Source organism: Cupriavidus sp. UGS-1 (genome assembly GCF_021213615.1).
Classification (GTDB): domain Bacteria; phylum Pseudomonadota; class Gammaproteobacteria; order Burkholderiales; family Burkholderiaceae; genus Cupriavidus.
Genome location: NZ_JAJQJF010000001.1, coordinates 342,638 through 366,185, shown reverse-complemented (window position 1 = coordinate 366,185; position 23,548 = coordinate 342,638). Strand labels below are relative to the sequence as shown.

Here is a 23,548-nt window from a genome sequence, read left to right as displayed (position 1 = left end):
CCCTTCAGGTCCTTCACGTTCTCAAGCCGCCGCCAGCTGACCGCGGACAGCCGCCTGGGCCTTCGACGGCATCGCGGCGTCATGGCCCGCCGCGAGGCGGAACATCGCCACCGTGTCGAGCAGGCGCGTCGCCTGTTCGTCCAGCGAATGCGCCGCGGCCGCGGCCTCTTCGACCAGCGCGGCGTTCTGCTGCGTGACCTGGTCCATCTGGCCGACCGCCTGGTTGACCTGCTCGATGCCGCGGCTCTGTTCGCCGGTGGCCGCGGCGATCTCGCCGATGATGTCGGACACCTGCTTGACCGCCTGCTGGATCTCGTTCATGGTCGCGCCGACGCTTTCGGCCTGCGCCGAGCCGGTGCGCACGGTCGTCACCGAGGCGTCGATCAGCTCCTTGATTTCCTTGGCGGCGGTCGACGAGCGCTGCGCCAGCGTGCGCACCTCGCCGGCCACCACCGCGAAGCCGCGGCCCTGCTCGCCGGCACGCGCCGCTTCCACGGCCGCGTTCAGCGCCAGGATGTTGGTCTGGAAGGCGATGCCCTCGATCATGCCGGTGATCTCGGCGATGCGGTTCGAGTTGGTGCTGATCGCGCCCATCGTTTCGACCATCTGGCCGGTGGCGACATGGCCGTGCTGCGCGACGGCGGCGGCGTTGTCGGCCAGCGTGCTGGCCTGGCGGGCGCTGTCGGCGTTGTGGCGGACCGTGGTGGTCAGCTCTTCCATGCTGGAGGCCGTCTCTTCAAGCGACGCGGCCTGCTGTTCGGTGCGCGACGACAGGTCGGCGTTGCCGGCGGCGATCTGGCGTGCGGCCACGCCGACCGAATCGCTCGACTGGCGCACCTCGCGCATCGCCGCGGCGACACGGTCGAGCAACGCATTGAAGCTCTGCGCGGTACGACCCACCTCGTCCAGGCGGCGCACCGGCGAACGATGGCCCAGGTCCAGCGTTTCGCTGACATGCTCCATGCTGGCCTGCATCTCGCCCAGGCTGTCGCGGATGCGGCGATACAGCAGCCACGCCAGCACGGCCACCACCAGCACGGTCACGCCGATCACGGTGCCGAACACGCGCACCGCGATCGCGCTGGCGCGCTGGTTCTCGGCCACCGAGTCGTCGCCCATCTTGCTGTTGAAGTCCAGATGCGCGTCGATCTGCTTGCGCAGCGCGGCCGATGCCAGATGCAGCTCGCCCGACGACAGCATCGCATGCAGGCCCGCGGTGTCGTTGGTGCGCGAGAGCGTGAAGAACGCGGCATGCTGGGCGCGATAGCGCGCCAGCGCGGCACGGTCTTCTTCCAGCAGCTTGCGGTCGGCATCGTTGGAGATGTCCTCGCGCTCGTATTTGGCGGCCAGCTCGTCGAAGCGTGCGATCGCCTTGGCGACCTCTTTCTCCGCGTCGTCCTTGGCAGCCGCATCGTCGGCGAGCGCGTGGCGGTACAGCTGCACCCGGATCGCGGTGGTGCTGTCCTTGATCGCATTGAGCCGGCGCACGCTGGTCAGCGTGTTTTCGTTGAAGTACTCGAGGCGTTGTTCGGCCTGGTTCAGTTGCCAGATGCCGCCGAGGCCGACGACGAGCATGGCGAGCAGGGAAAAGAACAGCGTGAAAAGCAGACGTTGACTGATGTTCATGATGGGCCAGGGGACGGCTATCATCAAAAAAGCGACTCAGTAGCCGCTTAATTCTGATGTTAGTGTGGTTTCATTCAGGGTTTACGTCAGCCCTGGCGCACACTTGAGCCGCGCTTGGCGTGAATTTCGCTAGTTCAGGGATATCGAGGACAACGACGGAGACGACAAATGGCCATGTCCGAAACCTATATGGCGATCGAACCGCCACGCGAGGATATCGACGCGCTGCCCGGCGCCGCGGTGCTGGAATTCGGCGCGCCCTGGTGCGGCTACTGCATGCGGGCGCAGGGGCCGATCGCCTCGGCCTTCTCGCGCCATCAGCAAGTGCGGCACATCAAGGTCGAGGACGGCAGCGGCCGTCCGCTGGGCCGCTCGTTCCGCATCAAGCTGTGGCCGACACTGGTGTTCCTGCGCGATGGCAAGGAAGTGGCGCGGCTGGTCAGGCCGACCGACCCCGACGAAATCGAGAAGGCGATGCGGCAGATCGACCGGATGGCTGGCGACGAGGCGGCCGCCGCATGACCGAGGCGCAGGGCGCGGCTCTGTTCCGGTCCGCCTGAGCGAAACAGCGGCGTCATGGTTGTCGACGTGCCGCGGCGCTCGGTACATTTCGCCATGCGTTCCACCACGCCGAGCCCAAGCGCCCCCACGACATGATCGACGCCGCCACCCTTGCCGCCCTGCGCGACTTCCCGCGCCAACTGGAAGCCTTCTACGCGGCCGTTCCGGCCACACATCGCGACTGGTCCCCGGCCAGCTGGGACGGCGTGCCGAGCGAGCCGTTCACGCCGATCGGCCAGCTGTGCCACGTTCGGGATATCGAGATCGACGGCTATCACCGGCGCCTTGAGCGCGCACTGAGCGAGACCCACCCGCTGCTGCCGTCGATCGACGGCGACGCGCTGGCAATCGAGCGTGCCTATGCGACGGCCGATGGCGCGCAGGCGCTCGCAGACTTCCGCGCGGCGCGCGAGAAGACCGTCGCGCTGATCGCCGGGCTGGACGATCGGCAGCTTGCCCGCACCGCAGAGTTCGAGGGCTACGGGCCGCTGACGGTCCGCAGCCTCGTGCACTATCTATGCAGCCACGACCAGCAGCATCTGGCGGGGCTGCAGTGGCTGCTTGGGAAGATGCACGCGGAAACCGCGATCGCTGCCTAGCCCGCGGCAATCGCCGTTCCACATCCCGTCGCCCCCGCGAACGCGGGGGCCCAGCGTCTTTATCCGCTGGCCTCGCCGAAAGTCACTGGGTTCCCGCATGCGCGGGAACGACGGAGGTTGGGGCCGGGGCGGCATCGCGCAGGGCATCGCTTATCTGCCGCACCGTCAGCTGCATGCCGCGCACACCGCCGCCATCCATCAGGTACCACAGGATCGGGTCGAGCTTGACCACGCGCACCGGCTTGCCCGCGGCATTGCGCTCCAGCGCGGCGCCGTCGATCGAGGCGAGCGCGGCGGACGGCGGCTTGCCGACCGCCGCGTCGCGGTCGATCACGAACAGCCAGTCTGGATTGGCCTCCCGGATCTGTTGCACCGTCAGCTTCGTTCCCCTGCCCTCCGGATTCAAATCCGGCAGTGCCGCCTGGAAGCCGAACGCATCGTGCACGGTGCCGAAGCGCGAGCCCGGCCCTTGCGCGCTGATGTTGTCGCCGGCGGTCAGCACCACCAGCGCGGTGCCCGCGGTGGCGGCCTTCTGCTTCAGCGCGTCCACGCCGGCGCGCAGCGCCTGCACGGCGCTGCCGGCTTGCTGCTGCCGGCCGAACACGCGGCCCAGGCTCTCGGCATGGCGCGCGATGCTGCCGATCCGGTCGCCGCGATCGAGGCTCAGATCGACCGTCGGGGCGAGGCGGGACAGCGTCTCGTACTGCTTTGCCGAACGTCCGCCGACGACGATCAGGCCCGGCGCAATCGCCTCGATCACCGCCTGGTTCGGTTCGAACAGCGTGCCGACCTTGACCACGCTGTCCTCCTGGTAGCGGGCCAGGTGCGGGGGCAGCTTCGTTGCCGGAACGCCGGCCACCGGCACGCCCAGCGCATCGAGCGTATCCAGCGTCGGCAGGTCCATCGTGACGACCCTGGCGGGAGCGGCGGCCAGCGTCGTGCTGCCCTTTGCATGGGCGATCGACAGCGCGGCACCGGTGGCGGCGAGCGTCGGCGTCGGACCCGCCGCGAACGCGCTGCAGGCCGCGCAGAGCAACAGCGCGGCGAACGCGGCGGACATCTTGAACGGAATCGATTGCATGGCCGGACTCCTCAGAACTTGACCGAGACGCTCATCCAGTAGCGCCGGCCGTCTTCGACATAGCCGTAGTCGGCATAGCGGACCGACTTGTCGAACAGGTTGTAGATGCCGGCGAACACCGACACGTTCTTGTTGACCGCGTAGGTCGCGCCCAGGTCGACGAAGGTGTACGACGGCGCCACCACGGTGCTCGACGACGGTCCGGTGATCGGCTGGCTCTCCTTGCCGCGATAGTTGACGCGCGCCCAGGCGCGCAGCGCGCCGGTGGCCTGCCAGTTCAGCGTGGCCGTCAGCAGGTGCCTGGGCAGCTGGTTCAGCGGCTGGCCCTGGTACTGGCCGCTTTCCTGCTCGGACTTGGTGAAGGTGTAGCTGCCGACCAGCGACCAGTCGCGCGCCAGCGGCCACTTCAGGTTGGCCTCGATGCCGCGCGAGTACGCCTTGTCGACGTTCATGTAGGTCGTCGGATTGGCACCGAACTGGTTCGGTCCATCGGTGCACTGCGTGAGCGGGCAGGCGACCCGGGTGATCTTGTCCTTGAAGTCGTTGTTGAACACGGTGAAACCGGCGTGGAAGCCCGTGCCGTTGTCGTACAGCAGGCCGATCTCCTGCGTGACCGAGGTCTCCGGCTTCAGATCGGGATTGCCGTACATATTGCCGCCGCGGCTGGTCTGGCCCCAGCCGGGCACGGTCTGGCGCAGGTCCGGCGCGCGGAAACCGGTCGACACGCCGCCCTTGACGGTCCAGCGATCGGCCACCTGCCAGACGCCGTAGAGGCGCGGACTGTAGTGGTCGCCGAACTTCTCGTCCTTGTCCATGCGCAGGCCGCCGGTCAGCGCAAGGCGCTCGGTCAGCCGCCACTCGTCCTCGGCGAACAGCGCCCATTGATAGCGCTCGACCTGGTTCGGCCCGCCCGCGATCTGGTTGCCGGTCTGGTCGTTCAGGCGCTGGTTCAGATAATTCGCGCCGACGGTCAGCATGTGGTTGCCGAGCGGCATCGTCCAGCTGGTGCGCATGTCCAGATTCCTGATCTTCATCTGGCGCGTGCGGTTGTCGAACTCCTCCTGCTGGATATAGCTCTCCGAGGTCGCGAAGCCCCAGCGGCCGGTGTGCGACAGCGCGTATTTCTCGCTGCGGTAGTCGGTCTCCGACGATGCCGGGCAGCCGGTGCGCGGGCAGCTCGTGCCAGGCGGCAGCGGCGCCACGGTCCTGCCCAGCGTCTGCTCGATGTTCTGCCGCATCGAGGTCGCCTCGAGCACGATGTCGTGGTTGCGGTTCGGCGTCAGCGCCAGTTTCGCGGTCACGTTGCGCGTATCGCGGCCGCGAAAGCCGTAGACGATGTCGTCCTCTTCGCGATGCGTGTACTGGCCGTACAGCTGCAGTCCCAGCAGGTCGGTCTGCAGCGGGCCGGCCAGATAGAAATTGCCCTGGTAGATGTTGCCGGAGCCGCTGTGCTGCTGCAGCGTGGCGTCGGCGCGTACCTCGCCGGTCCATCGCTTCGGCACCTTGCGTGTGATGATGTTGATCACGCCGCCCATCGCGTCCGAGCCGTACAGCGACGACATCGGCCCGCGCACGACCTCGATCCGTTCGATGGCGGCCAGCGGCGGCGTCCATCCGCCCTCGACGCCGGCGCTGTCGGAGTTGGTGCGGGTCTCGCGCGAGTTCTGGCGCTTGCCGTCGATCAGGATCTGCGTGTACTTGGCGCCCATGCCGCGCAGGCTGATGTCCTGCCGGTCGGCGCCGCCGGTGACCACCACGCCCGGCACGCCGATCAACGCGTCGTGGATATCGCGATAGGAACCGTTCTCCAGGTCCTCGCGCGTGATCACCGAAATCGACGCGGGCGCTTCCTTGATCTGCTGCTCGTAGCCCGAGGCGGTGACCACCACGGTCTCGAGCATGGCCGGCGCGGCCGGCGCTTTTGCCTCGCTGGCGGCCGGCTGCGCGAACGCACCGCCTGCGATCCATGCCGCGCCGCCCGCGCACAGCGTGGCGGTAACCCTTGCCACCGCGCGCGGCCTGCGTTGCCGCGCCGCTGCCGTACTGCCGATTGATCCCGCCGATGCCGCCGATGCCGCCGATGCCGCCGATCCCGCCGTCCTGCTGCTCTTGCCGCTCTTGCTGCTCTTGCTGCCGCTACTGCTCATGCTCGCGATTTCCCCGTATGCCCGGAACGTCGTCGGTCACCGGACTTGTGAATGACAATCATTCTCATATTAGAATGTGGTCCGCCGGGCTCTTTCAACGGGCTTTGGACAGCTTTTGACTTCTTTGCACTTCTTGACGCGGGCCGCGATCGCCGCTCGATCGCGGCCCACGGGGACGGTGCCCATCCTTTCCGATTCGCATGCAACTACGCTCGCCCGACGCGCCCCGCCGCATCCTGCTGATCGACGACGACGTCGAACTGACGCAGATGCTGCGCGAATACTTCGAGCCGGAGCGCTGGCATTTCTCGGTCGTGCATCGCGGCGCCGACGGCGAGGCGCTGCTCGCGCGCGACGACCACGACCTGGCGCTGCTCGATCTGATGCTGCCCGACGGCAACGGGCTCGAACTGCTGCGCCGCCATCGCGCGCGTTCGCAGCGCCCGGTGATCATGTTCACCGCGCATGGCGACGAGACCGATCGCGTGATCGGCCTGGAGCTCGGCGCCGACGACTATCTGGCCAAGCCGTTCAGCCCGCGCGAACTGAAGGCGCGCATCGGCGCCGTGCTGCGCCGCTTCGACACCACGCCGGACAGCGCGCCCGACACGCTGGCGATCGGCGGCCTGACCTTGCACCTGGGCTCCGGCAAGGTCGCGCAGGCCAATGGCGAGACCTCGCTGACCGGCGCGGAAGCGCGGATCCTCGAAATGCTGATGCGCTCGGCCGGACAGGTGGTGGGGCGCGAACCGCTCGGCCAGTTCGCGCTGGGGCGCGTGCCCGGCCGCTACGACCGCAGCATCGATACGCATATCAGCAGCCTGCGCCGAAAGCTGGGGCTGGACGGGTCCGGGGCCACGACGGTCATCCGCAACCAGCGCGGCCGCGGCTACGTGCTGGTGGCTTGAGCCATGGCATCGCTGCCGCTGTTCTGGCGCAACTTCCTCGCCTTCTGGGCCGGCATGGCCGCGATCGTGGCGATCGGCATGGCGCTGACCGCGTCGGTCGCCTGGTATCGCTTCCAGGCGCTGGACGGCCTCAATCCGGCCAGCCTGACGCAGGATGCGCTGCAGATCGCGCGCACGCAGGGGCGGCCGGGGCTGGAGCGCTGGGTGCGCGCGATGGACTCGCGCTTCTCCGCGCTGCAGATCTACGTGGTCGACGAGCACAACGCCGACATCCTGGAGCGCCGCCTGCCGACACGGGTGCATGACTGGGTCAGTACGCTGGAGCGCCCGCGCCATGCGCTCACCGCGAGCCCCCCGCTCGACCACGATCGCGGCACGCTGCCGCTCGCGCCCGGCGCTAGCGTGTCATGGTGGGACCCGCAGGCGATCCCGCTGCCCGACGGCGAGGATCTGCTGCTGGTGTTCCTGCCGTTCGATTCCTCGCGCTGGGAGATGCTGCACCTGTCGCCCGTGATGCTGGCGCTGGGCCTGTTCGCGCTGGCGGTCAGCGCGCCGCTGTGCTGGGCACTGACGCGCCATGTCACGGCGCCGGTGCAGGCTCTGCGCGAGGCGGTGCGGGCGCTGGCGGGCGGCGATCTGCGCGCGCGCATGCCGCCCGCGCTGGCCGCCCGCGCCGACGAGCTGGGCCATCTGGCGCGCGACTTCGACAGCATGGCGGCGCGGCTGGAGGCGCTGGTCAGATCGCGCGAACGGATGCTGCGCAATATCGCGCATGAACTGCGTTCCCCGCTGGCACGGCTGCAGGTCTCCAGCGAACTGGCCAGTCGTGACGATGGCCGGCTGCCGGTGCAACTCGATCGGATCGAGCGCGAGATCGAGCGGCTCGATGGACTGGTCGCGCATACGCTGACGCTGGCCCGGCTCGGCGCCATGGGTCTGCCGTTGCAGCCGCTGGAACTGGTCGGCGTGGTGCAGGCCGTGGTCGAGGACGCGCGCTTCGAAGCCGCGGCACGCGGCGTCTCGATCGAATGGACCGCGCCGCCGCCCGCGATGGTGATGGGCGATCGCGTGCGCCTGGCCAGCGCGATCGACAACGTGCTGCGCAACGCGATCCGGCACACCGATCCGGACGCGCCGATTCGCGTGACGCTGCGCAGCGTCGGCGATCGGCTCGAACTCGATATCGTCGACGGCGGGCCGGGCGTGCCGCCCGATGCGCTGCCGCATCTGTTCGAGCCCTTCTATCGGGTACGCGACGACGGACGGCCCGATGGCGAAGGCTCGGGGCTTGGATTGAGCATCGCGATGGCCAGCATCGCCGCGCATGGCGGCGGCATTGCGGCGCGCAATGCGTTGCCGCGCGGGCTGTGGGTCGGGATGTGGCTGCCGCGGGCGGTGGGGGATCAGTCCGGCAGCCGCGGCACCACCTTGCCCGCCGCCGCGCGTGCGTTGGCTCGCGCGGTCTCGACGTCGCCATCGTAGGCGAGCGCCACGCCCATGCGGCGCCTGGCGAAGCTCTCCGGCTTGCCGAACAGCCGCAGATCGGTGCGCGGCACGCGCAGCGCCTCGTCGACGCCGTCGAACACCACGCCCTCCCCTTGCACGCCGCCGTAGATCACCGCGCTCGCGCCCGGGCTCTTCAGCGCGGTATCGACCGGCAGGCCCAGAATCGCGCGCGCATGCAGTTCGAACTCGCTCTGCCACTGCGTGATCATCGTCACCATGCCGGTGTCGTGCGGGCGCGGGCTGACCTCGCTGAACCAGACCTGCTCGCCCTTGACGAACAGCTCGACGCCGAACAGGCCTTGCCCGCCGAGATCGCCGGTCACCGCGCGGGCGATCTCGCGCGCCTTCTGCAGCGCAGCGGGATGCATTGGATGCGGCTGCCAGCTCTCGACGTAATCGCCGGCCTGCTGCAGATGGCCGATCGGCTCGCAGAAATGCGTCTCGATGTTGCCGTCGGCACCGCGGGCACGCACGGTCAGCAGCGTGATCTCGTAGTCGAAATCAATGAAGCCTTCGACGATCACGCGGCCGTGGCTGACTCGCCCGCCCGCCATCGCGTATTCCCACGCGCGCTCGACATCCTGCGGACCGTCGAGCTTGCTCTGGCCCTTGCCCGAGCTGCTCATCACCGGCTTGACCACGCACGGATAGCCGATGCCGCCGTCGATGGCCTCGCGCAGTTCCTGCAGCGAATCGCAGAAGCGATACGGGCTGGTCGGCAGGCCCAGCGTTTCGGCCGCGAGCCGGCGAATGCCCTCGCGGTCCATGGTCAACCGCGCGGCGCGGGCGGTCGGAATCACGCGCACCGTGCCGGCCGCTTCGAGCGCCTCGAGCATCGGCGTGGCGATCGCCTCGATCTCGGGCACCACCAGGTCGGGCCGCTCGGCCTCGATCAGCGCCTTCAGCCGTTCGGGGTCGCTCATCGCGATGGTGCGCGCGTGATGCGCGACCTGCTGGCCCGGCGCGTTCTCGTAGCGGTCGACCGCGATGGTTTCGACGCCGAGCCGCTGCAGGGCGATCAGCACTTCCTTGCCGAGCTCTCCGGAGCCGAGCAGCATCACTTTGGTGGCACGGGGGGACAGCGGCGTTCCTAGCGTGGTCATGGGAGCGAGAGAGTCAAGAGTCAGCGCGCAAGCGGAAGGCGGGTATTGTACCGGGGCGCTGCCGGCGCCGGCCCGAACCGGCGCTGCAAGCGAAGCGGGCCGGGCCTGCTCGCACAGGACCCGGCCCGCCCCTTCACTGCCGCGCTAACGCGCCGCTGTCACGGCCGGAACGTATCGCCCAGCACCACGCCCTCGCGCCGCGGATCGGCACCGCCGACCAGCGCCGGCGCCCCACCGATCGCTTCACGCACGATCGCGGACAGGCCGCTGGACTGGTTGCCCACGCTGACGTTGTGGCCCAGGTTGCGCAGACCCTTGACCAGCGGGTCGTTGTCGCCCGGCAGTCCGCCTTGCGGCGTGCTGGTATCGACGTTCGGATGCTCGCCGCCGACGATCATCGTCGCGTTGTTCGAACCGAAGTCGATCATCGACACCGCCTGCTGCGCGTCCATCTTCCAGTCGAGCACGCCGACCAGCGTCTTGGCGACGTACTGGATGATGGTGGCACCGCCCGGCGAACCGGTGGTCATCTTGAAGTCGCCGCGGCTGCCGTCGCCCTTGCGCTCGAACACCAGCGTCGGCGACATCGAGCTGCGCGGCCGCTTCAGCGGCTGCACGCGGTTGGCGATCTGCGCACCGTTCGCATCGACCGGCTCCGCGCTGAAATCGGTCAGCTCGTTGTTCAGCAGGAAGCCGCCGGTCATATGGTACGAGCCCAGTCCCGATTCGATCGTCGTCGTCATCGCCACCACGTTGCCGTACTTGTCGACCAGCGACAGATGCGTGGTGCCGCGCTCGGCGATGATCGGCGCCCCCATTGGCGCCCCGCCGAAGTTGCCGGCGGGCACGGGCCGCGGCATCGCCGCGGTCAGGCTGATCATGCCGGCGCGCTGGGCCAGATAGCTCTTGTTGAGCATCGTATCCGGGCTGCCGCCGGGCAGCGGCACGAAGTCGGTGTCGGCCACGTACTGGTTCCGATCGGCATAGGCCAGGTTGCCCGCCTCGCCGACCAGATGCACGCCGGTGACGCTGGGCTTGCCGCCGTTCTGGTCCATGCTGGTCGGCGCATGGCTGGCCATGTCGAAGTTCTCCAGGATGCCGAGGATCTGGCCGACCGCGATGCCGCCCGACGACGGCGGCGGCATGCCGCAGATCTCGTATTGCCGGTAGGTGGTGCAGACGGGCTCGCGCTTCTTCGCCTGGTAGTTGGCAAGGTCGTCGAGCGTGGTCACGCCCGGCGTGGTGCCGCCGTCGTAGGTCGTGCGGATCTTGTCGACGATCGCGCGCGCGATCGGCCCGTCCTTGTAGAACGCATCGGCCCCGCCTTCGGCCACCGCGGTGAAGGTCTGCGCCAGCGCCGGGTTCTTCAGGATCGTATTGACCGCGCGCGGCGTGCCGTCCGGGTTCAGGAAGTAGGCAGCCATCTCCGGATCGCGCTTGATGTTCTGCACGGTGGTCGCGCTGGAGATCGACGCGGCCATGCGCGGCGGAATCGCAAAGCCGTCGGTGGCCAGCTTGATTGCCGGCGAGAACAGCTCCTTCCACGTCTTCTTGCCGTAGTCGCGATGGGCGAGTTCGAGCACGCGCAAGGTGCCCGGCGTGCCGATCGAGCGGCCGCTGCGCACGGCATTGGGCAGCGGCGGGGTCTGGTCGGTCGAGGACTTCCAGCGCAGATAGTTCTCGTCGGCGCCGGCCGGCGCGGTCTCGCGGCCGTCGTAGGCAATGACCTTCTTGGTCTGCGCGTCGTAATGCATGATGAAGGCGCCGCCGCCGATGCCCGACGACTGCGGTTCGACCAGGTTCAGCACCATCTGCGCGGCCACTGCCGCATCGACGGCAGTGCCGCCGTCCTTCAGGATGTCGCAGGCGACCTTGGTCGACACGGGATTGTTGGTCACTGCCATATAGGTCCTGGCATAGACGGTGCGCTTCGGCGCGTAGCCCGTCGCGACCTCGGGCGCGCCCGGTTCGCCGGGCAGCACGATCACTTCGCCGCCGGTGGTGCCGTTCAGCTCGCAGCCGGCCACCGGCTGCGGAGGCGGCGGCTTGTGGCCATGGTGGTCGTCGTCATCGTCGCCGCCGCACGCGGACAGCAGCAGCGCGGCGGTGGCCATCATCAGCCAGCCGCGGGGGCGTCTGCGCGGCGGGGATGCGGAAATGGCGGGATCGAAGGTCGTGCGCTGTCGCATGGCTGTCTCCTTGTTGTCGGGCACCAGTTGGATGGGCTGGCTCGGTGCCCGGGATGCGAACGCGTCCGCCGGCGCGCATCTGGCGCCGGATCGGCGGCGGTGGGGAACGACAACTACGACGCTAGTACGCGCGGGGCCGCTATGCAATGGTCCTTATCGACGATTTGGCTCGCGGCAAGCTTGCGCTCCGGCGAATTCAGCGCTCGAAGCCACCGCCTGGCTCGGCCATGCGGCGGTGCTGCTCGGCCAGCAGATCGGCCGGTGTCACGTTCGAAATCGCGGCGCGCAGCTTGTTCTGCCAGCCGGTCACGACATCGCCGTCGCCGCGCAGCATCGCCTCGAATCCCTCGCGGGCGACCTCCGCGGGATCGTCCTTTTTTTGCTGGCCCAGGCGCGTGTCGACCATGTCGGCGCGCTCGAAGAAATCGGTCTCGGTCGCGCCCGGCATCAGGCAGGTCACGGTGACCCCGCAATCGCGCAGTTCGTGCCGCAGCGCAAACGAGAACGAATCGAGGAAGGCCTTGGTGGCGTTGTAGACGGCCTGATAGGTGCCCGGCATGAAGCCGGCAATCGATCCGGTGATCAGGATCCGGCCGGTGCGGCGATCGCGCATGTCGCGGCCGATGCGGTGCAGCAAGTCCAGCGTGCCGGTGACATTGGTCTCCACCACGCGCTGGATATCGCGAAAGTCCTGGTCCAGGAAGGCGCGGCCCAGTCCCCGGCCCGCGTTGGCGCACAGCACGTCGACCGGACGTCCGCGCGTGGCCCCATACAACGCCTCGACGCCGGCCGGATCGGCCAGGTCCACGCACAGCGCATCGACGGCCATGCCGGTATCGCGCAGCGCCACCGCGGCGGTATCGATCGCGGGCTCATCCGCGGCGATCAGCAAATCGTAACCTTGCGTCGCACAACAGCGCGCAAGCTCGAAGCCGATGCCCGACGAGGCACCAGTGACGACGGCAAAGGGACGGACGGCTTGGTTCACGGCGGTCTCCTGATGGCGGCTCGGCGGATGCCGCCGGGCGCAAACGCTGCGCCGGGACGGCATGACCAACCGGGTCATCAAGCAAACTTCGTTCCGCCGGTGGCGGTGCCATGGCACGCCGGCCGCCACGTCGCTCCGGTGGCCGGAATTACAAAGGCGGCAGACCGTGCAGGCAGGTCAGCGGAAATCGCTGAAGCGAATGTCCGGGGCGCTGGTGTTGTGCCGCGACGGCACGGTACGGCCGAAGCGGACATCGCTGGCCTGCCAGTCCGACACCTCGGCGACTGTGGCATCGCGGCGCTGGCCGGCCGGGTCCTGCCAGGCCACGCGGCTCATGTCGGCATTGTCCTCGGTCACGTACATCGAGCGCAGCATCGCGAACGGTGCCTGGGCGCGATACGGCGGACTGAAGGCGACGTCGAGCGCGGTGCGCGTGCGGCTGATCTCGCGGATCGCCACCTGTGCCTCGCCGCCGGCCGTAAAGCGCAGGCCGATCGTGCGCTGGCGCGGATCGATATCGATGTGGGCGATATCGACGATCGGCCGCAGGTCCTGCTGCACCGGCCCCATCAGGAACGACGATCCGTAGGCGTTGTCGGGCAGGTGAGCGGCCGGCAGCGGCTTGGCGCGCCAGTAGCCGTCCGATGGATAGAGCACCAGCACTTCGGTCTCGACGACCTTGCCCTTGGCGCCCTTGCGCTTGTCGAAGAACTGAATCAGATGGAAACCGCCGTCCTTGCGCCCGCCCACGGTGACCGGCACGCGCTGCGGCCGCCAGAAGCTGTCGAACGTGATGCCCACGATCGCGAGATCCTTGCCGTCATAGAGACGGACCTTGCGCGGCTTGAACGCGTGGCGCGGATCGGTCGGATGCGGGGTATCGCCGAAATTGCAGCCCGAGAAGTCCGGCGCCGAGCTGTCCTTGCGGATCTTGCCGATATAGGCGGGATGCAGCGCCTCGACGCGGAAGCGCTGGATCGACGGGGCCGACAGCGCGAAGGAGACGTTGTCCTCCTCGGCGCAGGTGGTCGGCGTGGTCAGATTGCGGACCTCGACCGCGGCCGGGACGGGGTCGGTCGACGCGGGCGGCGTGGGGGCTTGCGCGAAGGCTGGGGCAGTCAGCAGGCTGAACAGCAGGGCCGGGAGCAGACGAAACGGGCGGATCTGGCGAGTCTGACGACGTGGCATGCGTTGGTGGGTTCCTTGGTTGCAAACCCGCGCCGTGCCGGCCGAATGCCTGAATGGTCTTGCATGGCCTGGGCCGGCCGCGCTTCGCAACCCCTAGCGGCGGTCGCCCAGCACGGTCGCGCGGGTGAAGTCTTCGATATTGTCCAGCAGCGCGTCGAGCGCCTCGCCCGCGCCGTCGACATCGCCTTCCGCGATGGCGGCGGCGACACGGGCGTGCAGGCGCGCCATCTCGGGAAGATCCGCGGCCTGCTTGTAGTGAAAATACCAGAAGCGGCGCGACAGCCCATGCATCAGCCGCATCGCACCCTCGGCGAATTCATTGCGCGCGGCCTGCAGACAGAGCTCGTTGAAACCCGCATCGGCGCGCACGAACGCGACTTCGTCCCCTTTCTTGACGGCGCGCTCGAACTCGGCGGCAAGGCGCCGGAAGGCCTGGCGCTCCTCGACCGTGGCACGGCGAGCCGCGCTGCGGCAGATCAACCGCTCAACCTCGCGCCGCGTCTCCAGCAGCCGCAATTGCTTGGCCACGTCGATCGGCGGAACCAGCAGGCCGCGCTGCGGCAGCACCACGATCAGATGCTCGCGCGCCAGCCGCTGAATCGCCTCGCGGATCGGCGTGCGGCCGATGCCCGTCATCTCGCTCAACTGGAATTCGGAGACCGACGATCCAGGCGCAAGCTGCAGCGTGACGATCGCTTCCTCGATCCACCGATAGGCCTGGTCCGTCAGCCGCCCCCGCGGCCCGGCCCCGTTCTCGCTGCCGTCATCCTCGACATGGGCCGCCGCCCGCCTGACTGTCGCCGCTTTCTTGACCATTGACGTCGTTTGCATGTTTGACGAATGCAAATTGTATATGAGTCATTTTGCGTGCGAGCGGGAAACCCGGCAGCGATATCGCCGCGACGCTCAGCGACGCAAAGCAAGCGCCCGCAGCCAGGCATCGACCTGTCCGAACGCATCCTGCTGCCACTGTTCGGGCGTCCGGTCGCGCAGGACATCGGTATCCTCGACAAACCTTCGCACACAGGTCGGCCCGAAGCCCTCTACCGTATCGAACTTGCGCGCGATGCAATCGAAGCCCATCGTGCCACTCGGGTGATCGAGCAATGGACGGCAAGCCTGGGCGAGCGCCTCGGGTCCTCCGGGGTAGTTGCGGATGCAGTAATAGATGTCGTAGGCATCCTTCTGTTTGTAGCGCCCGGCTAGCGCATGCCCCTTCATCGCAAGCAGCGCCGGAATCGAGCACACCGCAATTTCCACGCGATTGGTCCCGCCAGTCGGCATCGGTCCTGCAATCGCCACCATCTGGTAGAAGCGCAGCGCGAGATCCGTGCCGTCGGCACGCTGTACCGCAAAGTCGCTGATCAACGGCGGAACGTTCTTCACGATCTCGGCATCCCGCGGCATCAGGAAATCGACGATGACATCGATCGGCGGGCCGTCGTCCATTGCAGGAACCTCGCGCACCAACTGAAAGCGCCGGAGCGTACGGCGCTTTTCGTATCCGTGCTGCCTCAGCGCGTCGACCAGCGTCGCATACTGGCCGTCGCCCAAGGCCTCGGCATCCAGTCCGAGATCGACGTCCATGGTGCCGACATGCGGCATATCGTCTGTCTTGCCCAGCAACAGCCAAGGCACCGCGCCGCCGACAATGGCGAATTTTCCCTTGAAGCTGCCAAGAATCTGACCGATTTCGATCAGTACCGTCTGGACCGCCGCTGTCGTGCGATCGTCGTAGTCCACCGCGGATTGCGGTTCACCGGATTTCATGTGTGCCAGGCGAGCTGATGTTTCCGCAGATGATCGGCCGCTTCCCTGCCCCGTTCGCCGGCATTCGCGAGGTCGAGGTAGGTCTGAACGGGACTCGTGCAGATGACACCGGGGGCCGGCTCGACCGTATCGCGGAACGGACCATGGTCCTCCAGCGTCATCACCACGGCATTCTCGCCTTTCAATGCCGGTGACAATTTCAACGCCGAGCGCAGTTGTTCGAGTCCCGCCTCGTCGGCATAGAAATACTGCGTCGCCGTGCGGGCATAGGGGGCAAGCCATTGCGCCGCCGAGAAGGAGGCAAGCGTCATCAGGCCGGTCCGCGTCCGCATCGCATCTCGTACCGCATGCTCGAGCGCACTGCCATGCAGGGGCGTATAGAAACCGTGACGCTTGCCGACCGGCGGCTCGTAGGCGTCGCGCCAGGCATCGAGCAGCGCATCGGGCTCGGAAAGGAAGAGGCCGTCCCGCGAGACCTTCGCCCACTCGCGATCGAGCAAGCCGGCTCGGACATTGCTGGCGTGGCCCAGGCTGATGCCGGCGGCTTCGGCCAGTGCCGTGACGCGCCACGCGCGCCCTGGCTCACGCAGCATCACGCGCAGCATCTGCGCCGACTTCGGCTTGAACAAGGAACGGAGGTCGCGGCGTTCGGCCAACGGCTTGCTTGTCACCGTCCGCTCGATGAAGACGCTGCCGAATACGAGATGAACATTGCCCTCGAGGTCGAGGTAACCCGCATTGTGCTCGCGGCACAAGGCCCGCGCTGCGGCGGAGAGATACGGTGCAATCAGCACTGGCGTCGCGTCGTCCCGACCGCCAACCGCCCCGAGATGCCGAAGCTCCAGCAATGCGGCTCGCACATGGCGGGGTTGGCCGCTTGTGACAACGCGGCAGACCAGCGTATGGCACCGGTCCTCGACGCAAATGTCGGCGACAACGCCCGGCCCCATGTCTTCGGGAAAGGCGGTCGCCAACTCGAGGCGTTCGATCACTGGCACCTGCCGCAATAGCGTGCGCAACGCTGTCGCCTCGCGTTCAAGTGCCGGGGTCGCTACTTCGGTGAACGTCATCTGATGGCAGTGGCGTTTCTGAACAGTCGATGTGCGCGATTTTCACTGAAACAGGCCATTTCAGCAAATGCTGATAGTGCCCGTTCCAGTGAAAATTCGCGTGGCGCCGATGCACGCAATCCACTGGCCCCGTCCCTTACCGACTATCCGCTTGCCTTCCTGCCATTCTGTACACTACTATGATCCATCTAATATATTAGCTGTACAGGAGACACCATGGCGGCAAACTCCATGGACGTGATCGAAGTCGGCAGCGGGCCGTTGTGCGTGGTGGCGCTGCACGGCATCCAGGGGACGCGCGCGGCGTGGTTGCCGGTGGCGCAACGGTTGAGCCCGCTCTGCACCTTCGTGCTGCCGAATCTGCAGGGACGTGGGGCGGCGCCGCGGCCGGCCACGGCCGGCGGGTACACGTTGGAGCGCTATGCGGCCGCGGTACGCGAGGTCGTGGAACGGCATGCCGGTGGGCGTCCCTTCGTGCTGGCGGGATGGAGCATGGGGGTGTCGGTGGCCCTGGAGTACGCGGACCGTTACCGCGACGGCCGTGGCGGGGCACGCTCGCCGCTCGCGCTGTGGTTGCTGTCGGGCTCGCCTGCCCTGTGCGAGACGCGCTGGTTCGGCGCCGGCGATGGTGCGCCGCTGCTCGACGAGATCGCGGCGCGCGAGCGCCGGCTCGGATTGAGCGAGGCAGCCGACCACGCCGCCGTTGCGCTGACGTGGCAGGCGATCCGGCGGACCGACCAGCGTCCGCGCTTGCCCACGCTGCCGATGCCGGCCCTGGTCCTTCATGGCCGCGATGACGACGACTGCCCCTGGCCCCATGCGCAGGCGCTGGCCAATGGATTGCCCGCCGGCCGTCTGGCCACCATCGAACGCGCCGGCCATGGCCTGCTGACCGGTCATGCCGATGCGGTCTGCGAGTTCGCCTCGCCGTGGCTGCGACAACTCGCCGACTCGATCCACACCGGGGACACGCCTGCCCCCTCTCCATCCATCCCCCTGGAGCTGCCATGAGAATCGAAGACCTGGTCTACTTCTGCGCGCCGGCGCGTCTGATCGTCGGCGCCGGTACGCGCGCGCAACTGCCGGCCCTGCTGCAGCGGCTCGGCCATCGTCACGGCGTGCTGGTCACCGATCCCTTTTTCACCGAGCGCACGCCGTGGGCCGCCGAATACGTCGAGGCCGCGCGTGCGGCCGGCATCGACACGCTGGTCTACGACGGCGGCATGCCCGATCCGAGCACGACGCTGTGCGACGAGGCCACGCTGGCCCTGCGCGCGCGGCTCGGTGGCCGTGTTCCCGATCATCTGGTCGCGCTGGGCGGCGGCAGCAATATCGACCTTGCCAAGGCCTTGAGCCTGACGCTGCTGGAAGGCCGGCCTGTGCGCGAGTTCGCCGGTGCGTTGCCCGCCGGCACGCGGCCGATACCGCTGGTCGCGCTGCCGACCACGTCCGGCACCGGTTCCGAGGCGACCCCCGGCGCGATCCTCGTCGACCCCGACAACGCGACCAAGATCGCGGTGATGGACAACGGGCTGCGCCCGCAGATCGCGCTGATCGATCCCGAGTTCACCTACACCTGTCCGCCGCGCGTCACCGCGGATGCCGGCATCGATGCGCTGACGCATGCGATCGAGTCGTACCTGACCGTGGACAGCGCGGCTTACCCGCGGCAAGGCAACGCCGATCCCGGCTATAGCGGCCGCTCGGCGCTGACGATGCTGTTCGCCCGCGAGTCGATCGCGCTGTGCAGCCGCTACCTGCTGCGCGCCTATCGCGACAGCGGCAACGTCGGCGACGGCCGCAACGGTGCAGCCGGCGGCCGCGATATCGAAGCGCGAATCGGCATGTCCTATGCCAGCCTCTACGCCGCGTTGTCTTATGGCAGTGCCGGCCTGAACGCGGTGCATGGCATCGCCTACGCCGTCGCGGGCCTGACCCACCGCTCGCATGGCAGTACCAATGCGGTGATGCTGCCCTATGTGCTGGACGCGCTGCGCACCACGCGCGGCGCCGATCTGCTGGCGCTCGCGCCGCTGTTCGGTGTCGACGCTGACAGCGACGCCGAGCGCATCGCCGGCGTGCCGCTGGCCGTGCGGGACCTGATCGACGCGCTCGACATTCCGTCGAATCTGCAGGCCTTCGGTGTGCCGCGCGACGCGCTGCCCGCTCTGACGCGCGACGCATTGGGCGTCACGCGGCTGGCACAGGCGTTTCCCGTCGACGACCTGCCGGGCACCTATGCGCGCGTCATCGAGCACGCGTGGCGCGGCGAACTCGCCGCCCGCGACGCCGCCTCGGCCTCCCGCCGGGCGGCTTAGGGCAAATCCCGAGCCTCGTCCGCCAGGCCGCGCCAGATAACGCTTCCCGGGAAAGAACATGGCGCCCCGAACGTCAACGCGGCACCTCATTCCCTGTGCGCAGTTTGCATACGTATAGCATCCATCTAATATATTAGCCAGACCGCCAACAGGCGGCCCCACGACAAAGACAGGAGACAACCATGGACATGTCGGCAGGCAGTGTGGCGCTGACCCCCGGAGTCGCGGCGCGGCTCGAGCGCCTTCCCATGACCCGCTATCAGCGCACCTTGTTCGGCATCATCGCCACCGCGTGGTTCTTCGACTCGATGGACCTCGGCATGATGACCTTCGTGCTCGGCTCGATCAAAGCCGAGTTCGGCCTGAGCGCGGCGCAGACCGGCCTGCTCGCCAGCTCCAGCTTTCTGGGCATGTTTGCCGGCGCCGCGGTGGCCGGCATGCTGGCCGACCGCTTCGGCCGCAAGCCGGTGTTCCAGGTCAGCATGATCTTCTGGGGCGTGGGCAGCCTGATGTGCGGGCTGGCGGACAGCGTGACCTCGCTGATGCTGTACCGTGTGCTGCTCGGATTCGGCATGGGCATGGAATTTCCGATCGGGCTGTCGATGGTGTCCGAGATCGTGCCGGCCAGGAGCCGCGGCAAGTATGTCGCGATCCTGGAGGGCTTCTGGCCGATCGGCTTTATCGCGGCGGGATTGCTGGCGTATCTGACGTTGCCGGTAATCGGCTGGCGCGGCATTTTCATCGCGATGGCGTTTCCTGCGGCGTTCGTCTTCGTGGTGCGGCGGTTGGTGCCGGAATCCCCGCGCTGGCTCGAAGGGGCGGGACGGCAACGCGAGGCCGAGGCCGTGATGGCCGGCATCGAGGCACGCGTGGAGCGCGCCAGCGGCAAGCCGTTGCCGGAAGTCCAACAGGGCTTCGCGCCGGCCGCGGTCCACGATCGCAAGACGATGTTCGGCGAGCTGTGGAAAGGCCCGTACGCCAGACGCACCGTGATGCTGTGGGGCGTGTGGTTCTTCGCGCTGCTCGGCTACTACGGCCTGACCACCTGGCTCGGCGCGCTGCTGCAGCAGGCCGGCTACGCGGTGACCAAGTCGGTGCTGTACACCGTCTATATCTCGCTGGCCGGCATTCCCGGCTTCATCTTCTCGGCATGGCTGCTGGAAAAATGGGGGCGCAAGCCGACCTGCGCGCTGATGCTGCTCGGCAGCGCCGCGTCCGCCTATCTGTACGGACAGGCCGCAGTGCTGAAGCTGCCGGTCGAACAGCTGATCGCCGCCGGGCTGTGCATGCAGTTCTTCCTGTTCGGCATGTGGTCCGTGCTGTATGCCTACACGCCGGAGCTGTATCCGACGCGCTCCCGTGCAACCGGTTCGGGCTTCGCCTCGTCGATCGGCCGCATCGGCTCGCTGGTGGGCCCGTATCTGGTCGGCGTGCTGCTGCCCGTCACAGGCCAGGGCGGCATCTTCACGCTGGGCGCGCTGTCGTTCGCGATCGCCGCGATCGCCGTGCTGTGGCTCGGCATCGAGACCAAGGGCCGGTGCCTGGAGGAAGTGTCGAGCTGAACAAACCTGCCATGTCGTTTCCGCGAAAGCGGGAACCCAGCGTTTCGAAACGTCACTGGGTCCCCGCCTTCGCGGGGACGACGGTGTCCGCACGGCCCTCCATTCGAGGGCCGTTTGCTTGATGGGTTGCTTGATGGCCGGCCTGACGTACCGCGCCGAAAAACCGTTTGACACATTTTCATATACCACTAATATATTAGTACGATGTCAGTTCGGCATAGACAGGAGACAACATCATGATGAGCGAACGCCAACGCAAATTCCGCGAGCAATACAAGGCCGATATCAGCCCGCTATACAACGGCCTGCTGCATATCGGCGTGATCTTTGCCGCCGGCATCGCCGCGCTCTATTACTGCGCGACGCGGCTGGAGAACGCGACGTGGGAATGGCTGCTGGTGCTGCCGGTCTTTCTTGCCGGCAACCTGGTCGAATGGTTCATGCACAAGTACGTGATGCACCGGCGCATCGACGTGTTCGCGCTGCGCGCGATCTACGAGCGGCACACTCGCCAGCATCACCAGTACTTCACCGATAACGAGCCGACCATCGACACCACGCGCGAATTCCGCATCGTGTTCTTCCCCTGGCGCGTGTTGATCACGCTGGGTGTCGGTGGTGGCCTGCTCGGCTATCTGGCCTATCTGCTGATCAATGCCAACGCCGCCTATATCGTCTTCATGACGATGGTCGGCCACTACCTGGTCTACGAGGTGTTCCACTACTGCTGCCATGTCCACGACAACTGGTTCGTGCGCAACATGCCGTTCATCAACACCATTCGCCGGCACCATACCGCGCACCACAACCAGGGAATCATGATGCACTACAACATGAACCTGACCTTCCCGATCGCCGACTGGCTGATGGGCACCAGCGATCTGCGCCGCGGCCTGCTCGGCCACATGTTCAACGGCTACAGCGAGGCGCATATCAAGGAGGAACTGAAGCCGATCATCCGCAAGTTCCGCCACGACGATTCCCGCGTGACCCTGGACGGTCCGCAGCTGACCGAGGATGAACGGCGCGCGATGGCGGCCTGACAGCGGACCGCCTTCCCTCGAGCGATGGCCGGGATTCACGTCCCGGCCATCGCTTTTGATGGCCAACCGGTGTCGGACTTCGTTCCGTACTGCCTGCCCCGACACCCAAACGATGGCTTGACACTTCAGCCCGGCAGCGGCAATCATCAAACCCGCTGGACCTTCGCTGAACCCGCTTCCCGTCATGCCAATGGGCGCTGCCACGGCCGAATACCAGTTCAAGCCGCATGAGCGGCCCACCATTCCGGGCTCTCCCGCGACGCCCGATCATCCGGCGCCACGGCGCGTCGGCTATTTCTGCGTCGGCGTGCTGATCGGCCTGACCGCCGGCTTCGGCAACGCGCTGGTGATCGCCAACCTGAACAATATCCAGGGGGTATTCGGCCTCTACAGCGATCAGGCGGCTTGGCTGTCGACGGTCTACGTGATGACCAACGTCTGCGCCAGCATGCTGCTGATCAAGTTCCGGCAGCAATACGGCCTGCAGCATTTCGCCCGGCTGTTCCTGCTGGGCTATGTCGTCGTCACGCTCGCCCACATCTTCGTCCATACCTTCGAGACGGCGCTGCTGGTGCGTGCGGCCAATGGCATCGCGGCCAGCGGCCTGAGCACGCTGGCGCTGTACTACATGATCCAGTCGATGCCGGCGGCGCACCGGCTCAAGGGGATCGTGCTGGGCATCGGCGTGCCGCAACTGGCCACGCCGCTGGCCCGCGTCCTCACCTCCGGCATGCTCGAAGCCGGCAACTGGAAGGCGCTGTATCTGTTCGAACTCGGCCTGGCGCTGCTGTCGCTGGTCGCGGTGGCGCTGCTGCGGCTGCCACCGAGCGAGCGCATCCGCGCCTTCGAGAAGCTCGATTTCCTGACCTTCGCGCTGTTCGCGCCCGGCATGGCGCTGTTGTGCGCGGTACTGAGCCAGGGCCGCATCCTGTGGTGGACCGAGGCCGCCTGGCTCGGCTATGCGCTGTGCGGCGCGGTCGCGCTGATCACCGCGGCCCTGTGGATCGAACACAACCGTGCCAACCCGCTGCTGAACACGCGCTGGCTGAGCAGTCGCGCAATGCTGCGCTTCGCGCTGGTGGCGATCGCCGTGCGCGTGCTGCTGTCGGAGCAGGCCTACGGCGCGGTCGGCCTGCTGACGGCGCTGGGCATGGGCAACGACCAGCTGGTTCCGCTGTACGTCGTGGTCTCGTTGGCGACCATCGCCGGCCTGGCCGTCAGCGCGCTGACGGTCAACCCACTGAATCTCGAGCGGCCGATCCGCATTTCCCTGCTGTTGATCGCGATCGGCGCCTTCATGGACGCGCATTCGAACAATCTGACGCGGCCGGCCAACATGTACCTGAGCCAGGCGCTGATCGCGTTCGCCGCGGTCTATTTCATGGGCCCGACGCTGCTGATCGGCATGCTGCGCGCGCTGTCCAGGGGCATGAGCCATATCGTCAGCTTCTCGGCGCTGTTCGGCATCACGCAATCGCTTGGCGGCCTGGCCGGCTCTGCGCTGTTGGGAACGTTCCAGGTCTATCGCGAGAAGTTCCATTCGCATTCGCTGGTGCAGTCGATCACGCTGACCGACCCGCTCGACGCGGCACGCATCCAGGCGCTGGGCGGCGCTTACGGACGCGTGCTGTCCGACCCCACGCTGCGGCAATTCGAAGGCTCGGCGCTGCTGGCGCAGCAGGTCACGCGCGAGGCCAATGTGCTGGCGTTCAACGATGTCTTCCTGATGATCGGCATCATTGCTTCGGTGACCTTCGCCTGGCTGCTGGCACTTTATATCCGCGATCGGATTCGCGGCCACAACCCGATGGCCGAGCCGCTCGAAGCGATGGCAAGAATGCGGCAGCGTCAGCAATAGCCGCGACAACAACAACGATCTCTGGAGCCAC

Annotated in this window: 20 protein-coding genes; 10 read left to right on the top strand and 10 right to left on the bottom strand. The window is 67.4% G+C overall.

All coding sequences use genetic code 11. The features are described 5' to 3' along the window. Positions 1 to 21 precede the first annotated feature (21 nt). Complete coding sequence (locus LRR16_RS01560; protein WP_232204587.1) at positions 22 to 1,626, bottom strand: methyl-accepting chemotaxis protein; 1,605 nt, start codon at positions 1,624 to 1,626, stop codon at positions 22 to 24. 168 nt (positions 1,627 to 1,794) lie between these two features. Between LRR16_RS01560 and LRR16_RS01555 the strand changes: the two genes are divergently transcribed. Together LRR16_RS01555 and LRR16_RS01550 are read left to right on the top strand one after the other, a co-directional pair. Further along, the gene (locus LRR16_RS01555; RefSeq protein WP_232204586.1) at positions 1,795 to 2,148 is read left to right on the top strand and encodes a thioredoxin family protein; all 354 of its coding nucleotides are present in this window, start codon (positions 1,795 to 1,797) and stop codon (positions 2,146 to 2,148) included. Positions 2,149 to 2,282: 134 nt separating this feature from the next. Further along, the gene (locus tag LRR16_RS01550) at positions 2,283 to 2,786 is read left to right on the top strand and encodes a DinB family protein (RefSeq protein WP_232204713.1); all 504 of its coding nucleotides are present in this window, start codon (positions 2,283 to 2,285) and stop codon (positions 2,784 to 2,786) included. Positions 2,787 to 2,868: 82 nt separating this feature from the next. Here the strand turns inward: LRR16_RS01550 and LRR16_RS01545 are convergent, their stop codons facing one another. Together LRR16_RS01545 and LRR16_RS01540 are read right to left on the bottom strand one after the other, a co-directional pair. Next, on the bottom strand, positions 2,869 to 3,867 hold the full coding sequence (locus LRR16_RS01545) for a siderophore ABC transporter substrate-binding protein (RefSeq protein ID WP_232204585.1): 999 nt from the start codon (positions 3,865 to 3,867) through the stop codon (positions 2,869 to 2,871). An 11-nt stretch (positions 3,868 to 3,878) separates the two neighbouring features. After that, positions 3,879 to 5,768 carry a ligand-gated channel protein gene (locus LRR16_RS01540; RefSeq protein WP_232204584.1) on the bottom strand — a complete coding sequence of 630 codons (1,890 nt, stop codon included), beginning with the start codon at positions 5,766 to 5,768 and terminating at the stop codon, positions 3,879 to 3,881. Here LRR16_RS01540 and LRR16_RS01535 point away from each other — a divergent pair. From LRR16_RS01535 to LRR16_RS01525, 3 genes are all read left to right on the top strand, one after another. After that, on the top strand, positions 5,746 to 6,069 hold the full coding sequence (locus LRR16_RS01535) for a hypothetical protein (protein WP_232204583.1): 324 nt from the start codon (positions 5,746 to 5,748) through the stop codon (positions 6,067 to 6,069). The genes LRR16_RS01540 and LRR16_RS01535 overlap by 23 nt on opposite strands. Before the next feature lie 145 nt (positions 6,070 to 6,214). Continuing rightward, a complete protein-coding gene (locus LRR16_RS01530) occupies positions 6,215 to 6,922 on the top strand; it encodes a response regulator transcription factor (protein ID WP_232204582.1) in 708 nt (235 codons plus the stop codon). Positions 6,923 to 6,925: 3 nt separating this feature from the next. Beyond that, positions 6,926 to 8,404 (top strand): cell wall metabolism sensor histidine kinase WalK, encoded by a 1,479-nt coding sequence (locus LRR16_RS01525; RefSeq protein ID WP_232204581.1) that lies wholly within the window; start codon positions 6,926 to 6,928, stop codon positions 8,402 to 8,404. On the opposite strand, the gene purT is transcribed toward LRR16_RS01525, so the two are convergent. From purT to LRR16_RS01490, 7 genes are all read right to left on the bottom strand, one after another. Beyond that, positions 8,326 to 9,531, bottom strand: coding sequence for a formate-dependent phosphoribosylglycinamide formyltransferase (purT, locus tag LRR16_RS01520; RefSeq protein WP_232204580.1), 1,206 nt, complete (start codon positions 9,529 to 9,531; stop codon positions 8,326 to 8,328). The genes LRR16_RS01525 and purT overlap by 79 nt on opposite strands. A 158-nt stretch (positions 9,532 to 9,689) precedes the next feature. Further along, complete coding sequence (locus LRR16_RS01515; protein WP_232204579.1) at positions 9,690 to 11,720, bottom strand: gamma-glutamyltransferase family protein; 2,031 nt, start codon at positions 11,718 to 11,720, stop codon at positions 9,690 to 9,692. A 196-nt stretch (positions 11,721 to 11,916) separates the two neighbouring features. Beyond that, on the bottom strand, positions 11,917 to 12,708 hold the full coding sequence (locus tag LRR16_RS01510) for an SDR family oxidoreductase (RefSeq protein ID WP_082928574.1): 792 nt from the start codon (positions 12,706 to 12,708) through the stop codon (positions 11,917 to 11,919). Between the two features lie 177 nt (positions 12,709 to 12,885). Continuing rightward, positions 12,886 to 13,896 (bottom strand): hypothetical protein, encoded by a 1,011-nt coding sequence (locus LRR16_RS01505; protein ID WP_232204578.1) that lies wholly within the window; start codon positions 13,894 to 13,896, stop codon positions 12,886 to 12,888. A gap of 93 nt (positions 13,897 to 13,989) precedes the next feature. Further along, positions 13,990 to 14,712: a GntR family transcriptional regulator gene (locus tag LRR16_RS01500; protein ID WP_053824214.1), complete on the bottom strand. Its 723-nt coding sequence runs from the start codon at positions 14,710 to 14,712 to the stop codon at positions 13,990 to 13,992. 90 nt (positions 14,713 to 14,802) lie between these two features. Further along, positions 14,803 to 15,666: a nucleotidyl transferase AbiEii/AbiGii toxin family protein gene (locus tag LRR16_RS01495; protein ID WP_232204577.1), complete on the bottom strand. Its 864-nt coding sequence runs from the start codon at positions 15,664 to 15,666 to the stop codon at positions 14,803 to 14,805. Next, complete coding sequence (locus LRR16_RS01490) at positions 15,663 to 16,736, bottom strand: type IV toxin-antitoxin system AbiEi family antitoxin (protein ID WP_232204576.1); 1,074 nt, start codon at positions 16,734 to 16,736, stop codon at positions 15,663 to 15,665. The genes LRR16_RS01495 and LRR16_RS01490 overlap by 4 nt, the downstream gene beginning before the upstream one ends. Before the next feature lie 216 nt (positions 16,737 to 16,952). Here LRR16_RS01490 and LRR16_RS01485 point away from each other — a divergent pair, with 216 nt between their 5' ends. The 5 genes from LRR16_RS01485 to LRR16_RS01465 all read left to right on the top strand — a co-directional run bounded on the left by LRR16_RS01485 (position 16,953) and on the right by LRR16_RS01465 (position 23,517). Then, a complete protein-coding gene (locus LRR16_RS01485) occupies positions 16,953 to 17,747 on the top strand; it encodes an alpha/beta fold hydrolase (protein ID WP_232204575.1) in 795 nt (264 codons plus the stop codon). Then, positions 17,744 to 19,054: an iron-containing alcohol dehydrogenase gene (locus tag LRR16_RS01480; RefSeq protein WP_232204574.1), complete on the top strand. Its 1,311-nt coding sequence runs from the start codon at positions 17,744 to 17,746 to the stop codon at positions 19,052 to 19,054. Before LRR16_RS01485 ends, LRR16_RS01480 begins: the two co-directional genes overlap by 4 nt. A gap of 182 nt (positions 19,055 to 19,236) precedes the next feature. Continuing rightward, positions 19,237 to 20,616, top strand: coding sequence for an MFS transporter (locus tag LRR16_RS01475; protein ID WP_232204573.1), 1,380 nt, complete (start codon positions 19,237 to 19,239; stop codon positions 20,614 to 20,616). Positions 20,617 to 20,852: 236 nt separating this feature from the next. Continuing rightward, complete coding sequence (locus LRR16_RS01470) at positions 20,853 to 21,659, top strand: sterol desaturase family protein (protein ID WP_232204572.1); 807 nt, start codon at positions 20,853 to 20,855, stop codon at positions 21,657 to 21,659. A 190-nt stretch (positions 21,660 to 21,849) separates the two neighbouring features. Beyond that, on the top strand, positions 21,850 to 23,517 hold the full coding sequence (locus tag LRR16_RS01465; protein ID WP_232204571.1) for an MFS transporter: 1,668 nt from the start codon (positions 21,850 to 21,852) through the stop codon (positions 23,515 to 23,517). Positions 23,518 to 23,548 lie beyond the last annotated feature (31 nt).